At 64.8% G+C, this 19,621-nt stretch carries 16 protein-coding genes and 1 pseudogene; 14 read left to right on the top strand and 3 right to left on the bottom strand.

Translation table 11 applies throughout. From position 1 onward, the window contains the following. Positions 1 to 124 precede the first annotated feature (124 nt). The 14 genes and pseudogenes from EHH60_RS22345 (at position 125) to EHH60_RS22280 (ending at position 16,878) form a co-directional block, all read left to right on the top strand. Positions 125 to 1,009, top strand: a complete 885-nt coding sequence (locus EHH60_RS22345; RefSeq protein WP_199751765.1) for a dihydrodipicolinate synthase family protein — start codon at positions 125 to 127, stop codon at positions 1,007 to 1,009. Positions 1,010 to 1,221: 212 nt separating this feature from the next. Beyond that, positions 1,222 to 3,561 carry a TonB-dependent siderophore receptor gene (locus EHH60_RS22340; protein WP_124161599.1) on the top strand — a complete coding sequence of 780 codons (2,340 nt, stop codon included), beginning with the start codon at positions 1,222 to 1,224 and terminating at the stop codon, positions 3,559 to 3,561. A 2-nt stretch (positions 3,562 to 3,563) separates the two neighbouring features. Then, positions 3,564 to 4,751 (top strand): PepSY-associated TM helix domain-containing protein, encoded by a 1,188-nt coding sequence (locus tag EHH60_RS22335; RefSeq protein ID WP_124161598.1) that lies wholly within the window; start codon positions 3,564 to 3,566, stop codon positions 4,749 to 4,751. 153 nt (positions 4,752 to 4,904) lie between these two features. After that, positions 4,905 to 6,194 carry a DUF1963 domain-containing protein gene (locus tag EHH60_RS22330; RefSeq protein WP_124161597.1) on the top strand — a complete coding sequence of 430 codons (1,290 nt, stop codon included), beginning with the start codon at positions 4,905 to 4,907 and terminating at the stop codon, positions 6,192 to 6,194. 96 nt (positions 6,195 to 6,290) lie between these two features. Next, positions 6,291 to 7,523: a rhodanese-like domain-containing protein gene (locus EHH60_RS22325; RefSeq protein ID WP_124161596.1), complete on the top strand. Its 1,233-nt coding sequence runs from the start codon at positions 6,291 to 6,293 to the stop codon at positions 7,521 to 7,523. Between the two features lie 351 nt (positions 7,524 to 7,874). Next, on the top strand, positions 7,875 to 9,119 hold the full coding sequence (gene serA, locus EHH60_RS22320) for a phosphoglycerate dehydrogenase (protein WP_124161595.1): 1,245 nt from the start codon (positions 7,875 to 7,877) through the stop codon (positions 9,117 to 9,119). Positions 9,120 to 9,323: 204 nt separating this feature from the next. Next, a complete protein-coding gene (locus EHH60_RS22315) occupies positions 9,324 to 10,343 on the top strand; it encodes a patatin-like phospholipase family protein (protein ID WP_199751763.1) in 1,020 nt (339 codons plus the stop codon). A gap of 3 nt (positions 10,344 to 10,346) precedes the next feature. Beyond that, positions 10,347 to 11,801, top strand: a complete 1,455-nt coding sequence (locus EHH60_RS22310) for a GntP family permease (protein ID WP_124161593.1) — start codon at positions 10,347 to 10,349, stop codon at positions 11,799 to 11,801. Between the two features lie 167 nt (positions 11,802 to 11,968). Further along, positions 11,969 to 12,193: pseudogene (locus EHH60_RS22305) on the top strand (tannase/feruloyl esterase family alpha/beta hydrolase); the annotation flags it as partial. 48 nt (positions 12,194 to 12,241) lie between these two features. After that, on the top strand, positions 12,242 to 12,691 hold the full coding sequence (locus tag EHH60_RS22300) for a MarR family winged helix-turn-helix transcriptional regulator (RefSeq protein ID WP_124161592.1): 450 nt from the start codon (positions 12,242 to 12,244) through the stop codon (positions 12,689 to 12,691). Positions 12,692 to 12,705: 14 nt separating this feature from the next. Further along, on the top strand, positions 12,706 to 13,476 hold the full coding sequence (locus EHH60_RS22295) for an enoyl-CoA hydratase (RefSeq protein WP_124161591.1): 771 nt from the start codon (positions 12,706 to 12,708) through the stop codon (positions 13,474 to 13,476). Between the two features lie 159 nt (positions 13,477 to 13,635). Continuing rightward, a complete protein-coding gene (locus EHH60_RS22290; protein WP_124161590.1) occupies positions 13,636 to 14,577 on the top strand; it encodes a dihydrodipicolinate synthase family protein in 942 nt (313 codons plus the stop codon). Between the two features lie 229 nt (positions 14,578 to 14,806). Next, complete coding sequence (locus EHH60_RS22285; protein WP_124161589.1) at positions 14,807 to 16,207, top strand: selenium-binding protein SBP56-related protein; 1,401 nt, start codon at positions 14,807 to 14,809, stop codon at positions 16,205 to 16,207. Positions 16,208 to 16,290: 83 nt separating this feature from the next. After that, the gene (locus tag EHH60_RS22280; RefSeq protein ID WP_124161588.1) at positions 16,291 to 16,878 is read left to right on the top strand and encodes a hypothetical protein; all 588 of its coding nucleotides are present in this window, start codon (positions 16,291 to 16,293) and stop codon (positions 16,876 to 16,878) included. A gap of 9 nt (positions 16,879 to 16,887) precedes the next feature. On the opposite strand, the gene EHH60_RS22275 is transcribed toward EHH60_RS22280, so the two are convergent. The 3 genes from EHH60_RS22275 to EHH60_RS22265 are packed head-to-tail and all read right to left on the bottom strand — an operon-like array spanning position 16,888 to position 19,466. Then, the gene (locus tag EHH60_RS22275) at positions 16,888 to 17,586 is read right to left on the bottom strand and encodes a DUF1045 domain-containing protein (protein ID WP_124161587.1); all 699 of its coding nucleotides are present in this window, start codon (positions 17,584 to 17,586) and stop codon (positions 16,888 to 16,890) included. An 18-nt stretch (positions 17,587 to 17,604) separates the two neighbouring features. After that, positions 17,605 to 18,798, bottom strand: coding sequence for an alpha-D-ribose 1-methylphosphonate 5-triphosphate diphosphatase (locus EHH60_RS22270; RefSeq protein ID WP_245454558.1), 1,194 nt, complete (start codon positions 18,796 to 18,798; stop codon positions 17,605 to 17,607). Continuing rightward, positions 18,795 to 19,466, bottom strand: coding sequence for an LbetaH domain-containing protein (locus EHH60_RS22265; RefSeq protein ID WP_124161585.1), 672 nt, complete (start codon positions 19,464 to 19,466; stop codon positions 18,795 to 18,797). Before EHH60_RS22265 ends, EHH60_RS22270 begins: the two co-directional genes overlap by 4 nt. Between the last annotated feature and the right edge of the window lie 155 nt (positions 19,467 to 19,621).

Genomic DNA, 19,621 nt, shown 5'->3' with positions numbered 1-19,621 from the left:
GATTTGCATCCATCTTGTATGTAAGGTACAAGGCGGAAAGTAAAGCAAAAACAGGATCCCGGTAAGCGCGGAAGATCGTTGGAGATCAGCGGCTTAGTTCGGGGCGGCAGCAAAGGGCGGTGTGATGACGGAGGCAATTCGCGGGTTCTGGGTGGCGTCGGCGACACCGCTGGCGGCCGATGGCAGCGTGGATCACGCCCGGCTCGCCGGCCACGTCAGGCAACTCTTCGGCAAGGGCGTCGACGGCGTCGTCCTGTTCGGCACCACCGGCGAAGGCACCTCGTTCAATGCCAGCGAACGCGTCGCGACGATCGAAGCCATGCTCAAGGCCGGCATCGCGCCGGAACGCATCGGAATCGGCGGCGGCTTTCCCGCCATCACCGACAGCATCGCGCTGACGCGCGCCGTGCTCGGCCTCGGCCTGCGCCACGTGCTGCTGCTGCCGCCCTATTTCGACCGCAGCGTCACGCCCGAAGGCATCGAGGATGCCTTTGCCGCCATCATCGATGGTGTCGCCGACGATCGGCTGCGCGCCTCGCTCTATCACATCCCGCAGGTGTCTGGCGTTGCGATCCCGACGACGGTCGCCGCGAACTTGCGCAAGCGCTATGGCAAGCAGGTCGCCGGCCTGAAGGACTCCAGCGGTGATTTCAAGCAGTTCCTGGCGTTCCGCGCGGCCGTGCCCGAGCTCGCCATCACCGTCGGCAACGAGCCCGACATCGCCCGCGCGATGGCCGCGGGCGGCGCCGGCACCATTTGCGGCATGGCCAACCTCGTGCCGGAGCTGGTCAAGGACATGATTGACGGCAAGGATGTCGAGGCGCGCATGCAGGCAGCGACAGATGCCGTGGTGAAGACGCCGTCTCTGGTCGCGACGCTGAAGGCCATCCTCGCGGCGCAGACGGGCGATCCAGGCTGGCTGCGCGTGCGCTCCCCGCTCCGCGCGCTGCCCGACGGCACCGCGCTCAAGCGGAAGCTCGACGCATTGACGGCGCCTGCCATCGCGTGAGCCCGCGCAAGATCGCGACGCGCCGCCGCGAATTCGCGTGCTGCGTGCCGCGCTTGGCAGGACGGCCATTTGAGATTGCCGTTCAGCGCCGATCCGTCCTTAGAACCATTCAATACTAGAGCGATTCAAGTCCGCTTGCGGTTTCGCTTGTGATCCGTGCCTGTTAGACGCGCCAGCTTCAATGCTGCGTCTGACCTGGAAGTGAATCGAACGTGCGTGCTTATCTGGATGGCCAACGCGCCAGCGGCGGTCGTCATCGCGCCGGCAAGGGCCGTGCCGATCTTCTCATCGGAGCGGCTGTGCTGCTCGCCGAATGCCCCTCAACCATGACGATCGCGCAGGCGCAATCGGCATTGCCGCCGGTGACGGTGGAAGCGCCGGCGCAGCGGCCGAAGCCAGCGCGGGCGTCGGACCAGTCTTCACGCCGCACGCAAGCCGCCGCACGCCAGCGCAGTCGCACTGCCACGTCTGCTCCTGCGGTGCCGACGCTCTCGGAGCGCGCCGCTGCGGAAGCCGCCGCACAGCAGGCCGCAAAGCTCGGCTACCGCGCAATGCCGAGCGCGACCACGCTGCGCAGCGGCGCCTCGCCGCTCGATACATCGCAGTCCGTCAACATCGTGCCGGAGCAGGTGTTGAAGGATCAGCTCCCGCGCAACATCGACGATGCGCTCATCAACATCTCCGGCATCACCCAGACCAACACGCTCGCCGGCACCCAGGACGCCGTGATCCGGCGTGGCTTCGGCGACAACCGCGACGGCTCGATCATGCGCAACGGCATGCCGCTGGTGCAGGGCCGCAGCCTCAATGCCGCGGTCGAGAGCGTCGAGGTGCTGAAAGGGCCCGCCTCGCTGCTCTACGGCATCATGGACCCTGGCGGCATCGTCAACACCATCAGCAAGCTCCCCGAGCTCTATCAGCACGGTTCGGTCACGCTGCTGGGCTCGACCTACGCCAACAACCGGAACGGCGCTGACGGCACGCTCGACATCACCGGTCCGATCGGCGACGGCGGTCTTGCCTATCGCTTTATCGGCTACGGCGTCAGCGAGGATTTCTGGCGGAATTTCGGCCGGCATCGCGAGATGCTGGTGAACCCGTCGCTGGCCTGGTACGGCGACACCACGACGGTCCAGCTCACCTATGAGCACCGCGAGTTCATCTATCCTTTCGACCGCGGCACGGCCTTCGTCAACGGCGCTCCGCTGGCGATCCCGAAGACGCGCCGGCTCGACGAGCCCTTCAACAACATGTGGGGCACCTCCGACCTGATCCAGGGCTCGGTCGAGCAGAAGCTCGACGACAATTGGAAGGTTACGGCAGCCTACAGCTACAACACCGAGACTTACAGTGCCAATCAGCTGCGCATCACCAGCGTCAACGCCAAAACCGGCGTCGAGACCCGCAGCAACGATGGCACCCATAACTCGCTGAGCAACGCCAGCTACGGCACCTCCTATCTCCAGGGTGACGTCTGGGTCGGCGGCTTCCGCAACGAGATCCTGTTCGGTGGCGAGGCGCTGTATCGCACGATCGATCGTCACGACCTGATCCGCCAGGCGACCCCGACTTTCAATTTTTACAACCCGGTCTACGGGCTGGTCACACCGGGCACGACCGTTTCTGCAACCGACAGCGAGCAGACCGACAAGCTCGGCACCCGCAGCTTCTTCGCCCAGGACACATTCCACGTGACCAACTGGCTGTCCGTGGTCGGCGGCGTGCGTTGGATGGAATATGAGCAGCTCGCCGGAAAGGGCCGGCCGAACTTCATCACGAACACAAATCTGGCGGGCGACAAGGTGCTGCCGCTCGGCGGCATCATCTTCAAGCTGAACGATCAGCTCTCCTACTACGTGAGCTATACTCAGTCGCTGAAGCCGACCTCGACCATCGCGCTCTTCACCGGTGCTCCCATCGGCTTCGTCGTCGACTCCACCATTCTGCCCGAAGAGGGCACCCAATGGGAGACCGGCGTCAAATTCGACGTCAACAAGCGGCTGTCCGGCACTCTGGCGGTCTACGACATCGAGAAGAAGAACGTGCTGGTCTCCGACCCTTTTAGCAGCGGCACGGTCTTGGTACGAACGTCCGCGAAGGCGCGATCGCGCGGCGTCGAATTGGACGTGACCGGCAGGCTGAGCGATCAATGGAGCTTGATCGGTAGCTACGGCTACACCGATGCCCGCCTGGAGAACGATCCCATCAACGGCAATGCCAAGTTGCTGAACTCCGCGATGAACACGGCTTCGCTCTATCTCGTCTACGATTTCGGCGATGCGCTCCCCGGACGCCTGCGACTCGGCGGCGGCGCGCACTATGTCGGTGACCGGCCCGGCGACTCCGCGAACACCTTCTTCTTGTCGGCCTATACCGTGGCGGACATTTTTGCGACGTACGACACCAAGATCGATAATCTGCCCGTGACGTATCAGTTCAACGTCAAGAACCTGTTCGACAAGCTCTACTATACATCCAGCACCGGGAATGCCTTGAACGTTGCCATCGGCGATGCGCGGCGGTTCTCGCTGTCGGCAACGGTGAAGTTCTAGCGATGACGGTGCGGATCGGGCGTACGGCCAAGGCGGCTCTGCTCCAGGTCCATTCCATCGCGGGCCTAGTCCTCGCGCTGGTGCTCGCCCTGATCGCGCTGACCGGCGCGATCATGAGTTTTGAGGACGAGATCGTCGATCAACTCAACGCCGGGATCATGCAGGTCCCACCGCGTCAAATCCCGGCGCTGATGCCGGACGCGTTGGTTGCGCGCCTGAAAGCGGCACAGGATCTCGGCAAGGTCTCGGCCGTCACGCTGTCGAGCGATCCTGCGGCAGCGGTCCATGTCCGCTTCGCGCGCGACGAAGGCGGCGCGCGGCCGGCCTCGCTCTATGTCGACCCCTACGACGCGCGCGCGCTGGGTTCGCCGCGTGGCGAGGCGTTCTTCGCGACCGTGCGCAGGCTGCACCGCTGGCTGCTGATTCCCGGCGACGGCAAGGGCTGGGGTCGTCCGATCACCGGCACCGTCGCGCTCGGCCTGATCGTCATGCTGGTTTCGGGCCTCGTGCTGCGCTGGCCGCGTCGCGCCGGCAGCGTGAAGATGTGGCTGAAACCTAATCTTGCGCTCAGCGGCCGCGGACTGCACCGGTCGCTGCATGCGGTGATCGGCACCTGGGTGCTCCCGGTTTATCTTGTGATGACGCTCACCGGGCTGTGGTTCTCCTTCGATTGGTACAGGGATGGAGTGGCCTGGCTGCTGTCGCGTCCGCAACTCGCTGCTGCGAAGATGCAGCCCAAGATGCCGTCAAAGCGCCTGCTTGCGGCGGAGACCACGCAGCCGATCGGATTCGATCGGGCATGGACGACGTTCGAGCGCGAGGAGGGCGGCCGCTTCTCCAGGGCTCTGCTGACGCTGCCGGCCGGCCACGGCACGGTGATACGGATCCGGTCGTGGGAGAAGGATAGGACACTCGAGGCGACACGCGACGAATTCCGCGTCGATGCCTTTACCGGGCAGCTGCTTTCCGCTGAACGGCATGCCGAGAAGACATTCGGCGAGAAGGTCATCGCGGCCATCTACGACATCCATCGTGGCGCAATCCTGGGATGGCCGGGCAAGCTCGCGTTCATGATTGCCGCGGCCCTGATGCCGTTGTTCTCGGCCACGGGAATCCTGCTCTATCTGTCGCGCCGCAAGCTGCGCCGTTCGGCGCAGCCACCGCTCGGGCGGCTCGTTCCCGGCGAATGATAGTGACGCGCTAGCCGCCGCGCCACGCGCCGCCGATAGCTCATCCGCAGCCAATGCAACGACGCCTGCCGCACACAGCGGACCGGAGCGACTTGTCTGAACTCTCCACAAATGGTTCGATTGGCGAAGTCCATGCGAAAGTTGGGGTGATCGATGGCGCGATCCGAGCAAGATGAAATCGAAGAGACGGCGCTGCCTGCGGTGCTGGTCAGACGCAGCGATCTGCCCGTGCCGCTCGCGCACCCGGCGCGGAGCTTTTTCGGCGGGCTTCCCAAGCTGCCCCCGAAATTTGATTGGCCGACGGCAGAGGTCACGGCCAATGAAAAACCGGAAAAGGTTGCGCTTACATTCGTGGCTCAAATTGACCTGGCTGAAGTGCCTGGGGCCGGCTGGTCGCCGCTTCCGACGCGGGGCACCCTTTATTTTTTCTGTAGTTCTGTGTTTGTTGGCGAAGGGCATCCACCTTGTCGCGTACTTTATAGCCCGACGGATGGTGGCGCGTATCCCGACCGCGCACCACCGCCAGACCTGATGCCGCTGGCAGGCACCGACGGTGATTCCCAGGTCAGATGGCTCGACCCCAACCTCGATTTTCATTCTAGGGTCGAATTCAAATATCCGGTCTCCTTCCGACCGTTCCGGGATTTCTACTTCCGGGAGGACGCCGTCGGAGGGGGGCTTATGGTCAAAGAGTTGTGTAGGGCGCTGGGTCCGGGGGAGCCGCACGAGAATGATCTGCTTCAATTCCGAGCTGCGTCCGAATACGAAAAGGACGAGGATTGGCCCTTCAACTGGCTCCTGATCACCTATGTGGTTCGGTCGGTATTGTCGCACGTCCAACGCGATCTGACGCGTGGATATTATGGCAAGCCGCTCACCGACGAAGCAACTGTTGAATTGAAGCGGCTACGCGCTGGTGCAATCGGGTGGCTCGAGCGCTGTCGGGCGCTTACCCCAATGGACGACGTCGATCCGGATACAAAGACGAGCTTCAGATCCTGGTGGTTCAAGATCGTGCATGCCTACGAGAAGCTGGACGGGCAGGTGCCCACATATGCGGGTACAATCGCGCACGACCTCGGCAACGCCATCAACCATACGATCCGTTGCATGGCGACTCAGGACGTCGATATCTCCGACCACGCCCCGTCCAGCTACGTCGCAAATCTGGCGCGGCAGAATCACTGGAAGACGCCAACCGTAGGCGACGGCAAGCACCGCCACTTCAGAACTGCGCTTCATCAGATGCTGGGATACGGCAGCGGCCCGCAAGATGCGACCGAGGTGCACCTGGAGGACGTGCTGTTGCTTCAGATTCAGGGTGATCTTGCTTTCTTCAATTGGCACTCCAACATTGGCGGTGTGCTTCATTTCTGGATCGGTCGGGATGCTCTTGATCAACGCGACTTCTCGCAGGTCGTCGCGACATTCGAGTGCGACTAGCCCGATATCTGCGCCATTGTCCTGTTCTCCGATATCGCTGGCCAACACCGCCGCAATGGTTCAAAAGCTCCTGGCTCTGTCCTCAAGGTCCATGCCATGAAGCTTCCGACCGTCACCCCTGCCGACATCCGCCGCGCGCTGCTGTTGCGCGAGGAGATCGCGTTGCTCGATCTCAGATACGAGGCGGCCTTCGCGACCGGCCATCCGCTGTTCGCCGCCAACATGGCGCTGGACCGGATCGCCGTCGAGGCCGAGGTCAGGCTGCCGCGCAAGGACGTGCCGATCGTGCTCTATGACGATGGGAAGGGGCTGGTCGCACCCGGCGCGGAGCGTTTCGCCGCGCTCGGCTACACCGATATCGGCGCGCTCGACGGCGGGCTGACCGCCTGGCGCGATGCGGGCTTCGAGGTTTTCGAGGACGTCAATTCCTATTCCAAGGCCTTCGGCGAGTTGGTCGAGTCGCGCCGCCATACACCCTCGCTGAGTGCCGATGAAGTGGCAAAGCTCATCGCCGACAAGGCCAACATCGCCATCCTCGACGTCCGCCGTTTCGATGAATATGCGACCATGAATATTCCGGGCTCGGTCAGCGTGCCCGGCGCGGAGTTGGTGCTGCGGGCAGGGCAAGCCGCACCCGATCCCGAGACGACGATCATCGTCAACTGCGCCGGCCGCACCCGCTCGATCATCGGCACCCAGTCGCTGATCAATGCCGGCGTGCCCAACAAGGTGCGTGCGCTGCGCAACGGCACGATCGGCTGGACGCTGGCGCGGCACAATCTCGACCACGGCGCTGACAGGCGCGGAGCGATCGGGCCGTTCGAGGGCGGTCCGGCCAATGCCCGCGATGTCGCCTACCGCGCAGGTGTTCGCCGTGTCGGTGTGAACGAGATGTCTGCGCTTGCCGCCCAGGCCCATCGTACGCTTTATCGCTTCGACGTGCGCGACGCAGAGGAATATGCGGCCGGCCATCTCCCCGGTTTCCGCCATTATCCGGGCGGCCAGCTCGTCCAGGAGACTGACATCGCCGCTCCCGTGCGCGGTGCGCGCATTCTCCTGACCGACGACAGATACGTCCGCGCCGACATGACGGCGTCCTGGCTGGCGCAGATGGGCTGGGGAGTCTATGTGCTCGAAGGCGGCTATGACGGTGCGCTCGAGATCGGGCAGCCGCACGTCCTGCCGAGGCCGGATCCGGCACACCGCTACCGCCGCCCCTATGAAGGCACCGATGTGGCCGAAGCTGCGATGCAGGCCTATCTCGATTGGGAATATGGCCTCGTCGAGCAGCTCCGCCGCGACGGCACGCACGGATTCTACGTGATTTGACGGCGAGCGAGCGGTGATCCTTGCCGCTCGCATTGATCTATCACCGTCACCCTGAGGTGGCCGCTCCTTCAGCGGCCCTCCGAAGGGCGACGGCCCGGCTGCATCGGGGCTGTTCATTCTTCGAGGCTCCCGGCGCGATGCCAAGCATCGCGCCACTCGCACCTCCAGCGACAGCGGCTTCGCCGCTGCGCAGGGATGACGGCACGGCTGCTGTGAGCGCGGGAACGGCGGAGCTGGTGGGATGCCAAGCGCACGGGCTCCTGCCATCTTCTCCCCGTATCCGGCCCCTATTGTGCTGCACATCCTCCACGGTCTATGAGCTGCGGCAAAGCTGTGACTTACGGAGATTTCATGTCAGCCCCAGGTCAAAGCCCTGAGCGAAGCGCCAAGGCGCTGCTGCTCGAGGGCGTCAATGACAGTGCCGTGGACCTGTTCAGGAGCGCGGGTTTCGCCAATGTCGAGCGGCTGACCAAGGCGCTGGACGGCGAGGACCTGCGGCGCGCGCTCAAGGGCGTATCGCTGCTCGGCATCCGCTCGCGGACTCAGATCACCGATGAGGTGCTCGGGGCCGCCGACCAGCTTCTCGCGGTCGGCTGCTTCAGCGTCGGCACCAACCAGGTCGATCTTTCGGCGGCGCGCAAGCGTGGCATTCCCGTCTTCAACGCGCCGTTCTCCAACACGCGCAGCGTCGCCGAGCTCGTGATCGGCGAGATCGTGATGCTGCTGCGGCGGATCTTTCCGCGCTCGGTGTCGGCCCATGCCGGGGGGTGGGACAAATCGGCGACCGGCAGCCGCGAGGTGCGAGGCCGCACGCTCGGCATTGTCGGCTACGGCAATATCGGCTCGCAGCTCTCGACCCTGGCCGAAGCCATGGGCATGCGCGTGATCTATTTCGACCGTACCGACAAGCTTCGCCACGGCAACACCGAGCCGGTCGAGAAGCTCGAAGAGCTGCTGGCGCTGAGCGATGTCGTCAGCCTACACGTGCCAGAGACGCCGGAGACCGCGGGCATGATCGGCGAGAAGCAGCTGCGGGCGATGAAGCCGGGCTCGTTCCTGATCAACAACAGCCGCGGCACCGTGGTCGATCTCGACGCGCTTGCCGGCGCCCTGCGCGATGGTCACCTTGCCGGCGCGGCCGTCGACGTGTTTCCGGTCGAGCCGTCCTCGAATTCCGATCGCTTCAAGAGTCCCATTCAGGGCCTCGAGAACGTCATCCTCACCCCCCATATCGGCGGCTCGACCGAAGAGGCGCAGGAGCGCATCGGCGGCGAGGTCGCGCGCAAGCTGGTCGACTATTTCATCACCGGCTCGACCATGGGCGCGGTGAACTTCCCGGAAGTGCAATTGCATCTTCGCCCCTCCGGCGCGCGCTTCAGCCATGTCCATCGCAACGTGCCGGGCATGCTGCGGCGGCTGAACGAGGTCTTCCTCCAGCGCGACATCAACATCGCCGCGCAATATCTGGAGACCGCCGGCGACCTCGGCTATGTCGTGCTCGACGCCGATCTCGGCGGCCAGGACTCCGGCGAACTGCTCCAGCAGATCCGCGCCCTCGAAGGCACCGTCGGCGCGCGGCTGGTGTTCGAGCACTAAGCGCTTTCGAGCGAAGTGGATACAAAGAAAACGCGTCAACCAGAATCTAGAGCCATTTCCGTTCCGATCGCATCAGAACGGAAATAGCTCTAGACCACCCCACGTTCCGGTTGCAACTTGTAGCAACTGCTCCCACACTGTCGCCGAATTCGGCCCGGCCAAAAATCGCGTCGAATTTGAGCTTCAGTTGCGTGAGTGTCCGCCATGGAACGGGACGCCGTACTGATCGATCTCGCGCTTCAGGGCGGCGGTTCGCACGGCGCCTTCTCCTGGGGGGTGCTCGACCGTCTTCTGGAAGAGAAATGGCTGGAGATCGCCGCAATCTCCGGAACCTCCGCAGGCGCGATGAATGCGGCGGTTCTGGCGGACGGCTGGACGGCCGGCGGCGCCGAGGGCGCGCGCGAGGCGCTCGATCGATACTGGCGCCGTGTCTCCAAGGCCGCGGCCTTCAGCCCGCTGCAACGCTCGCCGCTCGACCGCTTGATGGGGCGCTGGACCCTCGATACGTCGCCCTTCTACATCCTCACCGACCTGATGTCGCGTGTGCTGTCGCCCTACGACCTCAATCCGACCGGCTACAATCCGCTGCGCGCGGTGCTGGCCAAGAGCATCGATTTCGAACGCCTCGTCCGCTCGCCGATCCAGCTGTTCATCACCGCGACGCGGGTGCGCACCGGGCGCGGCCGTATCTTCCGCAAAGCGGAGATCACGGCAGATGTGCTGCTGGCATCGGCCTGCCTGCCGACCATGTTCCGCGCAATCGAGATCGACGGCGAGCCCTATTGGGATGGCGGCTTCGCCGGCAACCCGACGATCACGCCGCTGGTGCGCGAAAGCGACGCGCATGACACCATTCTCGTCCAGATCAATCCGACTGAGCGGCTGGAGGAACCGCGGACGGCTGCGGAAATCCTCAACCGGCTCAACGAAATCTCCTTCAACTCGCCGCTGATGAAGGAACTGCGCATGATCGCGCTGCTGCGACAGGCGGCGGACCCCGGCAGCGGCGAGGGCGCGCGCTGGGCGAAGATGCGGATACACCGGATCAAGAGCGACATGCTGGCGAAGTTCGGCGCCTCCTCGAAGCTCAACGCGGAGTGGGAGTTTGTTTCGATGCTGCGCGCCGAGGGGCGCATGGCTGCGGACGACTTCCTCGCCGAGCACGGCGCGGAGATCGGCCGTCGTTCGACCGCCGATCTCGATGTCCTGCTGTCGGAGTGCTGAGGCATGGGTCTCCTCGGCCTCCTCGTCGGGCTCGGTCTGCTGGTCCTGTTCGCCTTCCGCGGCTGGAGCGTCCTGCTGCTCGCGCCGTTCGCCGCACTCATTGCCGCGTTGTTCGGTGGCGAGCCGCTGCTCGCGAACCTGACCCAGGTGTTCATGGTGAATGCGGCGGGATTTCTGGCGCAGTTCTTCCCGATCTTTCTGCTTGGCGCCGTCTTCGGCAAGTTGATGGATGACGGTGGCGCGGTGACGTCGGTCGCCGGCTTCATGGCGGAGCGCCTCGGCGAACGGCGCGTGATCCTGGCGGTCGCGCTCGCCGGTGCGCTGGTCACCTATGGCGGTGTCAGCCTGTTCGTTGCGTTTTTCGTCATCGTTCCCATGGCACGCTCGCTGATTCGTGCCGCTTCGATACCGCGTCGTCTGATCCCAGCCGCGATCGTGCTGGGAACGTCGACGTTCACCATGTCGGCCCTGCCTGGCACGCCGTCGATCCAGAATGCGATCCCGATGCCGTTCTTCGGCACGACGCCGGTTGCCGCGCCGGGCCTCGGCGTCGTCGCCTCGTTCATCATGCTCGGCACCGGATTGTGGTGGCTGCATCGTGCTGAGGCTGCGGCGCGCCGCGCTGGAGAAGACTATGGCGACGATGCCGAGGGCGCGATCGAGCAGGCCGCTGCCGACGAGCTCGTGCGCGAGCGTGCGACGACTGCCCGTGAGTTCGATCCGGCGGAGCTACAGCACGGTCATCGCAGCGGGCGGCCATCGCCCGTGCTGAACGCCATGGCGCCGCTCGTCGTCGTCGTGACCGTCAATCTGGTGATGTCGCTGGTGGTGCTGCCGCGGCTCGATGTCAGCTATCTCGCGGAGCAACGCTTTGGTGACACGACGCTTGCAGCCGTTGCAGGCGTGTGGTCGGTCGCGGTGGCGCTGGCTGCCGCTATCGTCACGACCATCGCGCTGAATTGGGCGCGCCTGCCGGCGCTGCGCCGGACCATGGACGCCGGGGCCAATGCATCGGTCCTGCCTGCGTTCAGCGTCGCCAGCCTCGTCGGCTTCGGCGCCGTCGTGGCCTCGCTGCCGGCGTTCACGATCGTGCGCGACTGGGTGCTGGCGATCGAAGGGGGACCGCTGGTCTCGCTCGCCGTCGCGACCAATATCCTGGCCGCACTGACAGGGTCGGCATCGGGCGGCATGACCATCGCCCTCGACGCCCTCGGCCCGACCTACGTCGAGCTTGCCGCGCGGAGCGGCATCGACCTTGCGTTGATGCATCGCGTGGCGGTGATCGGTGGGGGTACCCTCGACATCCTGCCGCACAACGGCGCAGTGGTCAGCCTGCTCGCGATTTGCGGCCTGACACATCGTGACAGCTATTTCGACATCGTCATGGTGGGCATCGTGACCTCGCTCCTGGCTCTGGTGGCGGTGATCGCCCTGGGCACTGCGTTGGGCTCGTTCTGACGAAAGCCGGCGTCAGCGGTCGACGGACGGGAGAAGGCTGCATTGAATACGGCCAACTTCCGAACGCAACAGAACAAACCGCGTGGAAACGATGAAGCGAAACAGAGCGAAGCTGTGTGCATGGCTCGTGGCGTGCCGGTGATCAACTGGGTCGGCCTGCAGCATGCGACCATGTCGGCTTCGGCGGGCCGGCCAATGTCGACCTGCTGAGCGTGCTGGTCGACCGGGTCGAGAAGGGCAAGGCGCCCGGCGATCTCGAAGTCAGCGAGCAGAAGGCCGAGGCGCCTTCGTTCGCGACGCTGCGCGCGCTGCCGCTGTGCCGCCGGCTGGCCTGGCCGCACTACAAGGCGGGTGCGGTGACGGAGGCGTCGAGCTTCACCTGTGCGCCGTGACGAAACGGCTCGTTTGACAATCGCCTCGTGTCCGGCTAGATGTTTCGCATGCGAAATAATGCGGGCGCCGCGAAGCATCATCGGCTGATCTACCTGCTGAGCGTCGCGCATCGCCGCTTGCAGCGCTGGATGGCGGCGCAGCCGCAGAGCACGGTGACGCCGGCGCAAGCGGGGCTGCTGTTCATCCTCGGCAAGCAGGACGGCGTCCTGATCGGCGAGGCGGGCGCGGCGCTCGATATGGGGCCGGCCGGCATTTCCGGCCTGGTCGACCGCACCGCAGCCGCTAAGTTGATCGACCGGCGCGCCGATCGCGAGGATGGCCGCGCCTGGCGCATCTGGCTGACGCCGAAGGGGCGCGCCGCGCTGACGCAGGCGAAGACCGCGGCGGCGGAGGTCAACGCGGCGCTGACGGAAGGATTTACGGCTGCGGAGATCGACATCGTCGCGCGCTGGCTGACGAGCATTCAGGACAAGTTTCCAAGAAGTTCAGACGAATAACACGGAGCAGACGAATGACCGAGCACGTCCGGATCGAGAGCAACGGCGGAATTCTCACGCTGACATTGGCACGTCCCGACAAGAAGAACGCGCTGACCGATGCGATGTACGGCAAGCTGGCGGATGCAATCGAATCCGCCGAGTTCGATCCGTCCACTCGCGTCGTCCTGATCCGCGGCGACGGCGACATGTTCACCGCGGGCAACGACGTCGGCGAATTCGCCGCGGTCGCAGCCGGCAAGTCCGAAGGCAGCCGCAACGTCGTGCGCTTCATCCAGGCGCTGGCGCGCTGCACCCGGCCGCTGGTCGCAGCCGTGCAGGGCCGCGCCGTCGGCGTCGGCACCACGATGCTGCTGCATTGCGATCTCGTCGTGCTCGCCGACAACGCGCAATTGTCGACGCCGTTCGTCAGCCTTGCGCTGGTGCCGGAGGCTGCCTCTAGCCTCTTGATGCCGGCGCGAATCGGCTATGCGCGCGCCTATGAGATGTTCGCGCTGGGCGAGACCGTGCCGGCCAGGTCGGCGCTGGAATGGGGCCTTGCCAACCGCGTGGTGCCGCTCGACAAGCTCGATGCCGAGGCGCTCGCCCTCGCGCAGCGTCTCGCCCGCCAGCCGGCCGGTGCCCTCGTCGCGACCAAGCGGCTGATGCGGAACGGCGAGGCGCTGGTCGCGCAGATGCAGGCCGAAGGCGAGCAGTTCGCGCAGCGTCTGCGCACCGCGGAGGCGCGCGAGGCGTTTACGGCGTTCGCCGAGCGCCGGCCGCCGGATTTCACCAAGGTGGCGTGAGCCGACTTCCCGACGGAGTGGCAGCTTCCGAGCTCATATCGGTCTCCCCATCCGATGTCGCGCGGGCATTGCCGTCGCCCCGCATGGCGGGTACATCTGTGGCGCCTCGCTCTGCGGGCGCCGAGACAGACGCAAGACATATCAGGGATGGAGAGTTCGATGCCGGTCGCGCCACAACACAAGGCCCAGCGCCCCTATCGCGGCGTGTTCCCGGTCGCGCCCACCATCTTCGACGAGCGCGGCGAGCTCGACCTCGAAGGCCAGCGCCGCTGCATCGATTTCATGATCGACGCCGGCTCGCACGGTCTCTGCATCCTCGCCAATTTCTCCGAGCAGTTCGTGCTCACCGACGCCGAGCGCGAGACGGTGATGCATGCGGTGCTGGAACATGTGGCCGGCCGGGTTCCCGTGATCGTGACCACCACGCATTTCAGCTCGGCCGTGTGCGCGGCGCGCAGCAGGCAGGCCGAAGCGGCCGGCGCCGCCATGGTGATGGTGATGCCGCCCTATCACGGCGCCACCTTCCGCGTCCCCGAGAAGGGCATCGTCGAATTCTTCAAGGTGCTCTCGGGCGCTATCGACATTCCCATCATGATCCAGGACGCGCCCGTGGCCGGCACGCCGCTCTCGGTCGAGCTGCTGGCGCGGCTGTCGCGCGAATTCTCCAACATCCGCTATTTCAAGATCGAGGTTCCCTTCGCCGCCGCAAAGCTGCGCAGCCTGATCGAGGCGGGCGGCAGCGACATCGAAGGCCCCTGGGACGGGGAGGAGGCGATCACGCTGCTGGCCGATCTCGATGCCGGCGCCACCGGCGCCATGACCGGCGGTGGCTATCCCGATGGCATCCGCCAGATCATCGATCCCTATTTCGCCGGCAAGCGCGAGGAAGCGAAGGCCGCCTATGAGCGCTGGCTGCCGCTGATCAACTACGAGAACCGCCAATGCGGCCTGATCGCCTGCAAGGTGATGATGCAGGCCGGCGGCGTGATCAAGTCGGAAGCCGTGCGGCATCCGCTACAGCCGCTGCATCCGGCGACGCGCGCGGGATTGCTGGAGCTCGCCAAGGAACGCGACGCGCTGGCGCTGCGGTGGGGGAGGTAAGTCTCTCCATCGTCATTGCTTCGCTTCGCTCGCGATGACGGGGTCTGCCCATTTCGGCTGACGGCGTCGAATTAACGCGATTCCGCTGGTTTCGCGCAGCCCGGCGATGGCATATTGTACGCTCGCCAACCGGCCCTGCGGAGAGTCCAAGACATCGCGCAATACCTCTTCACTATGCCGTTATCCCGAGTCAGGTTGGCGCAAACCGACAGAACAGGGAGGCAGTGCCATGACGATGAGGCCGGATCCCACCTTTCACGCATCGCCCAAGCTTGCGATGGAAGCGCCTGCGGAGAACTTTGCCTACACGTTGCTGCTCAGTCCGGATTTCTCAAAGCCGGATGCTCTCGCGGTCATCGACGTCAAGCCGGGATCGCCGACCTATAGCCAAATCGTCCACACCGTGACGATGCCCAACAAGGGCGACGAGTTCCATCACTTCGGCTGGAATGCCTGCTCCTCCGCCTTGTCGCCGCTCGCCGGACATGCCTTCATCGAGCGGCGCTATCTCATCATTCCCGGGCTGCGCTCGTCGCGGATCTACATCATCGATACCAAGCCCGATCCGACCCAAGCCAAGATCCACAAGATCATCGAGCCGGAGGAAGTCTTCAAGAAGACCGGCTACTCGCGGCCACACACGATCCATTGCGGGCCGGACGGCATTTACGTCAGCACGCTGGGCGGCGGCGGCAAGGACGGGACCGATGGCCCCCCCGGCGTTTTCATCATGGATTGCGAGACCTTCGAGGTCCTCGGGCGATGGGAAATCGACCGCGGACCGCAGGCGCTGCATTATGATTTCTGGTGGAATCTGCCGCGCGACTACATGGTGACGAGCGAATGGGCGTTGCCGCCGCAGTTCGAGAATGGGATCGTCCCGGAAGATCTGCTGTCGAACAAATATGGCCATCGTCTCCACTTCTGGGATCTTCGCGCACGTCGCAACGTCCAGACCATCGACCTCGGCGCCAATCATCAAATGGCGCTGGAGGTACGACCGGCGCACGATCCGGTTCGCGAGTACGGCTTCGTAGGCGTCGTGGTCGACACCACGAATCTCGAAGCATCGATCTGGACCTGGTGGCGAGAAGGCGGGAAATTCCATGCGGAGAAGACGGCGACGATCCCGCCCGAGCCTGCGCCAAAGGAGAAGCTCCCGCCGCTGCTCCAGGGATTTGGCGCCGTGCCGCCGCTGGTGACCGACATCGACCTGTCGATGGATGACCGGTTTCTCTATGTCTCGTGCTGGGGCACGGGCGAAATGCGCCAGTACGACGTCAGTGATCCCAGAAAGCCGAAGCTTGCGGGCTCGGTCCACATCGGCGGTATCGCGCGCCGCACGCCCCATCCGAGCGGCAAAGCATTTGCGGCGGGTCCGCAGATGGTCGAGATCAGCCGCGACGGCAGGCGCGTGTACTGGACCAATTCGCTCTATTCCACCTGGGATGACCAGTTCTATCCCGATGGGGTTCCGGGCGTGGAGGTCATGGCCAATGTCGGTCGCAACGGAGGCCTCGAGCTCGACAAGGACTATTTCGTGAGCTTCCCCGACGGATATCGTGCGCACCAGATCAGGCTCGAGGGCGGCGATTGTTCGACGGACTCCTTTTGCTACCCGTCGGTCTAGATGGGACGCAGGCGAGCCCGGCCCTTGGCTGGCTGTGGCTCGCGCTTGTTGCGAGCGGTCTTTACCACGGGGTCAATCCAGGAATGGGATGGCCGCTCGCCGTTTCGGCCGGGCTTATGGACAAGAGCCCCCTCGCGCTCTTCCGCGCATTGTGGGCTCTGGCGGCCGGGCATCTCCTGGCAACACTTCTCGTGCTGCTGCCGTTCGCCTTCCTGCTCGTACTGGCCGAATGGCAGCGTCCGATCCAGATCGGTGCGAGTCTTCTCGTCATCGGCTTTGGCGGCTATCGGCTGATCGAGCGGCGTCATCCCCGCGCGCTGGCACGAATTCCTCCGACGCAATTGGTGCTCTGGTCGTTTGCCGTTGCCATTGCCCATGGTGCCGCCTTGATGCTCGTGCCGATCTATCTTGGGCTCTGCCAGGCCTTCGAACTCGATGCCGGACATGAGGCGGCGGGCGAGTTGATGAAGGCAAGTGTCGGGATGGCGGTGCTGGTGTCCCTGGTGCATGTTGTCGCGATGGTCAGCGCCGGCGGATGTCTGGCCTGGCTGGTCTACCGCTATCTGGGATTGAGGTTCGTCTCGCGAAGCTGGTTCAATCTGGATGCAGTCTGGGCGATCAGCCTCGTTCTGGTCGGTGCCGTGGCGCTCGCCGTCAATCTTGGGAGCTGACCGTGAGGCCTACCGCGTCAACGCCCACTCGCCGATGATGCGGAAGCGAACCTTCGCCTCGTCCTGCTTGAACAGGGCGAGGCGGTCGATTGCCAGCGTGCCGAGACGAAGCGACGCAAACCTGGTCCGTAACATCTCCAGAATCGGCGCGCGGCGCTCTGCATCCAGCCGTCCCGTCAGTGTCATGTGGAAGCGGAACTCCTCCATCACGTAAGGGTAGCCCCAGCGGTCGAGATAATCGCGCTGCCGCTCGGTGAGTTTTTCGGGCTTGCGCCGCGCGCGATCTTCCGCGGCGAGGGCCGCGCGGAAGGGGTCGAATTCACGGACGCAATCAGCGGCAAGCTGCTGGAGAGCGTCGACCGGCTCGGCGGGAATGACGGCAATGAAGCCGCTGATGGTATCGACGACAGGGCGGATCACTGGAATTGTCCGCGATTGGCCGGCGAACATCGCGCAGGCCGCCATGAGCTCGGCCTCGATCCTGCCTGATACCAGCGCCATCGGTGCCTTCAGCGTGGCGTGAAAGCCGTATTTGCGAGGATCGGCGGTGATGTCGCGCCAGTCCGGCGCGACGCGCAACGCCTCTTGCGGAAACGAAACCTCGTCGCCGGTGTGGGCGTCATAGCCGAGCAGCTCGGCGCCGAAGCGGGAGAGGGCGCTGTTGCTGCCAGCGGCAAAATAGATCGCGTAGCGGGGAAAACCTGTCATCGGCTCAGCATAGCCGATTCACGCTGCCGCGACAGCTTCGCGCGGCGCTGCCACAGCAGTGAGCAGCCGCGTTGCATCGGTGAGATGGACGAGCTTGCCGCCTGAGATCACCGCGATCAGCCGCGGCCGCAGCCTCGCGCTGTCGTCGACGAGGAGAATGTCGGCGCGGCGTCCTTCCGCGAGAATGCCGCGATCGGCAAGGCCGGTCGCGCGCGCCGGGCCGGCAGAGACCAAGTCCCAGGCCCGTGCCAGCGGCACCACGCCATCGGCGGCGAGACGGAACGCGGCGAGCAGCTGTGCTGGATAATAATAGTCCGAAGCCAGCACCGAGCAGAGCCCCTTGGCGATCATGTCGGAGGCCCTGGTCCAGCCGGTATGACTGCCGCCGCGCACGACGTTCGGCGCGCCGTAGACGATGGCATCGCCGGCTTCTGCGGCAGCCCGCGCCGTCTCCTCGTTGATCGGAAACTCCGCGATGTCAGCTCCCCGTTCGCGATACTCCCGGCGCATCGCCGGCGTTGCGTCATCGTGCGAGAGCATCCGCACGCCCGCCGCGCGGGCAGAAGCGGCGAGGCGCGACACCGAGGTGGGCACCTCGTCGGCGCGCGAAACCACACGCTCGACCAGCCGGTCGAATTCCTCGCTCGAAAGGCCAGTGCGTTCCACCATGCGGTTGCGCTTGCGCGGCTTGGCCATGTCGGCGACGGTGCCGTCCATGTGGTCGTTGAAGGCGAACAGGTCGACGCGGCCTTCGGCGAGCCACTGGGCGATCTCGGCCTCGGCGTCGAGATGGTAGGTCTCGTGCCGCAGATGGAAGCGGGTGTCGGCGGCGAATTGCGGACGCTGCCGCTCGATCGCCTCCATCAGACCGCGCGCATTGTCGGCGCTGCGCAGGCCCGGCTCCCAGGAGCAGGTCGTTGCGTGAAAGACCGTGGTGATGCCGTTGCCGATCGCCTGGCGGTCGCTGTCGGCGAGCGCGACGTCGATCGGAAAATCGACGCCGGCGCGGGGCATCATCTGCCGCTCGAAGGCATCGCCATGCAGATCGACGATGCCGGGCAGCACCAACAGGTCGCGGGCATCGATCGCCAGCCGGGCACGACTGCGAGAAGCATCGACCTGTGCAATGTCTGTTCCGGACACGAGAAGTGAGGTTTCGACGAACTCGACGCCGATCAGGGCGCGGCCGCCTTCGAGGAATATGTCTGTCACGCGATCGCGCTTCGTTTGCTGGCAGGAGAGTTGGCGAGAGAGCTCGCCCGTGCTTCGTATGTCGAAAGAAAATCTTCAATCCCGAGATTGCGGAAATCGGGCAGCGCCGCGCGCAATTTGTCGTGATCCCAGTCCCACCAGGCGAGCTTCGCGAGCCGTCCGGCGATCTCCTCCGAGAACCGCCGCCGCACGATACGGGCCGGATTGCCGGCGACAATGGTGTAGGCCGGCACGTCCTTGGTGACGATGGCACCGGCTGCGATCACCGCGCCGGTGCCGACGTTTCGACCCGGCAACACGATCGCGCCATGGCCGATCCAGACATCGTGACCGATATGGATGTGATGTTGGCGTCGCCAGTCGAAGAACTCGGCATCGTCGCTCTCACCGTCGAAATAGGCGCTGGAGCGGTAGGTGAAGTGCGCCTGCGTCGCGCGGTGCATCGGATGGTTGCCGGGATTGATGCGCGTCATCGCCGCGATCGAGCAGAACTTTCCGATAGTGGTGTAGGTGATCTGCGAATCGTTGACGACATAGGAGTAATCGCCCATCGCCACTTCATGCAGGATCGTGCGCGCGCCAACCTCGGTATAGGCGCCGAGCCGGGTCTCATGCAAATTGGCCGAGGGGGCGATGGTCGGCTGAACCGATAGGGCTTTGGCGGCCATGTTGTATCCGAGGTGCGAGGGGCGGGCGTTCCTCTTCGAGCGGATTCATGACGATGTCATGACGTGGCGATGACAGGGGATGACGTGTGCAGGATCGCTGCGCTGCAACGGCCGTGTCACACAAGTGTTAAGCATGGACGTTAGCGATTGGCTCC

Origin of the sequence: Bradyrhizobium sp. RP6, assembly GCF_003837805.1 — a bacterium.
In the GTDB taxonomy this organism is placed as follows: domain Bacteria; phylum Pseudomonadota; class Alphaproteobacteria; order Rhizobiales; family Xanthobacteraceae; genus Bradyrhizobium.
The sequence above is the reverse complement of the archived record's forward strand: the minus strand, read 5'-3'. Positions and strand labels throughout refer to the sequence as shown.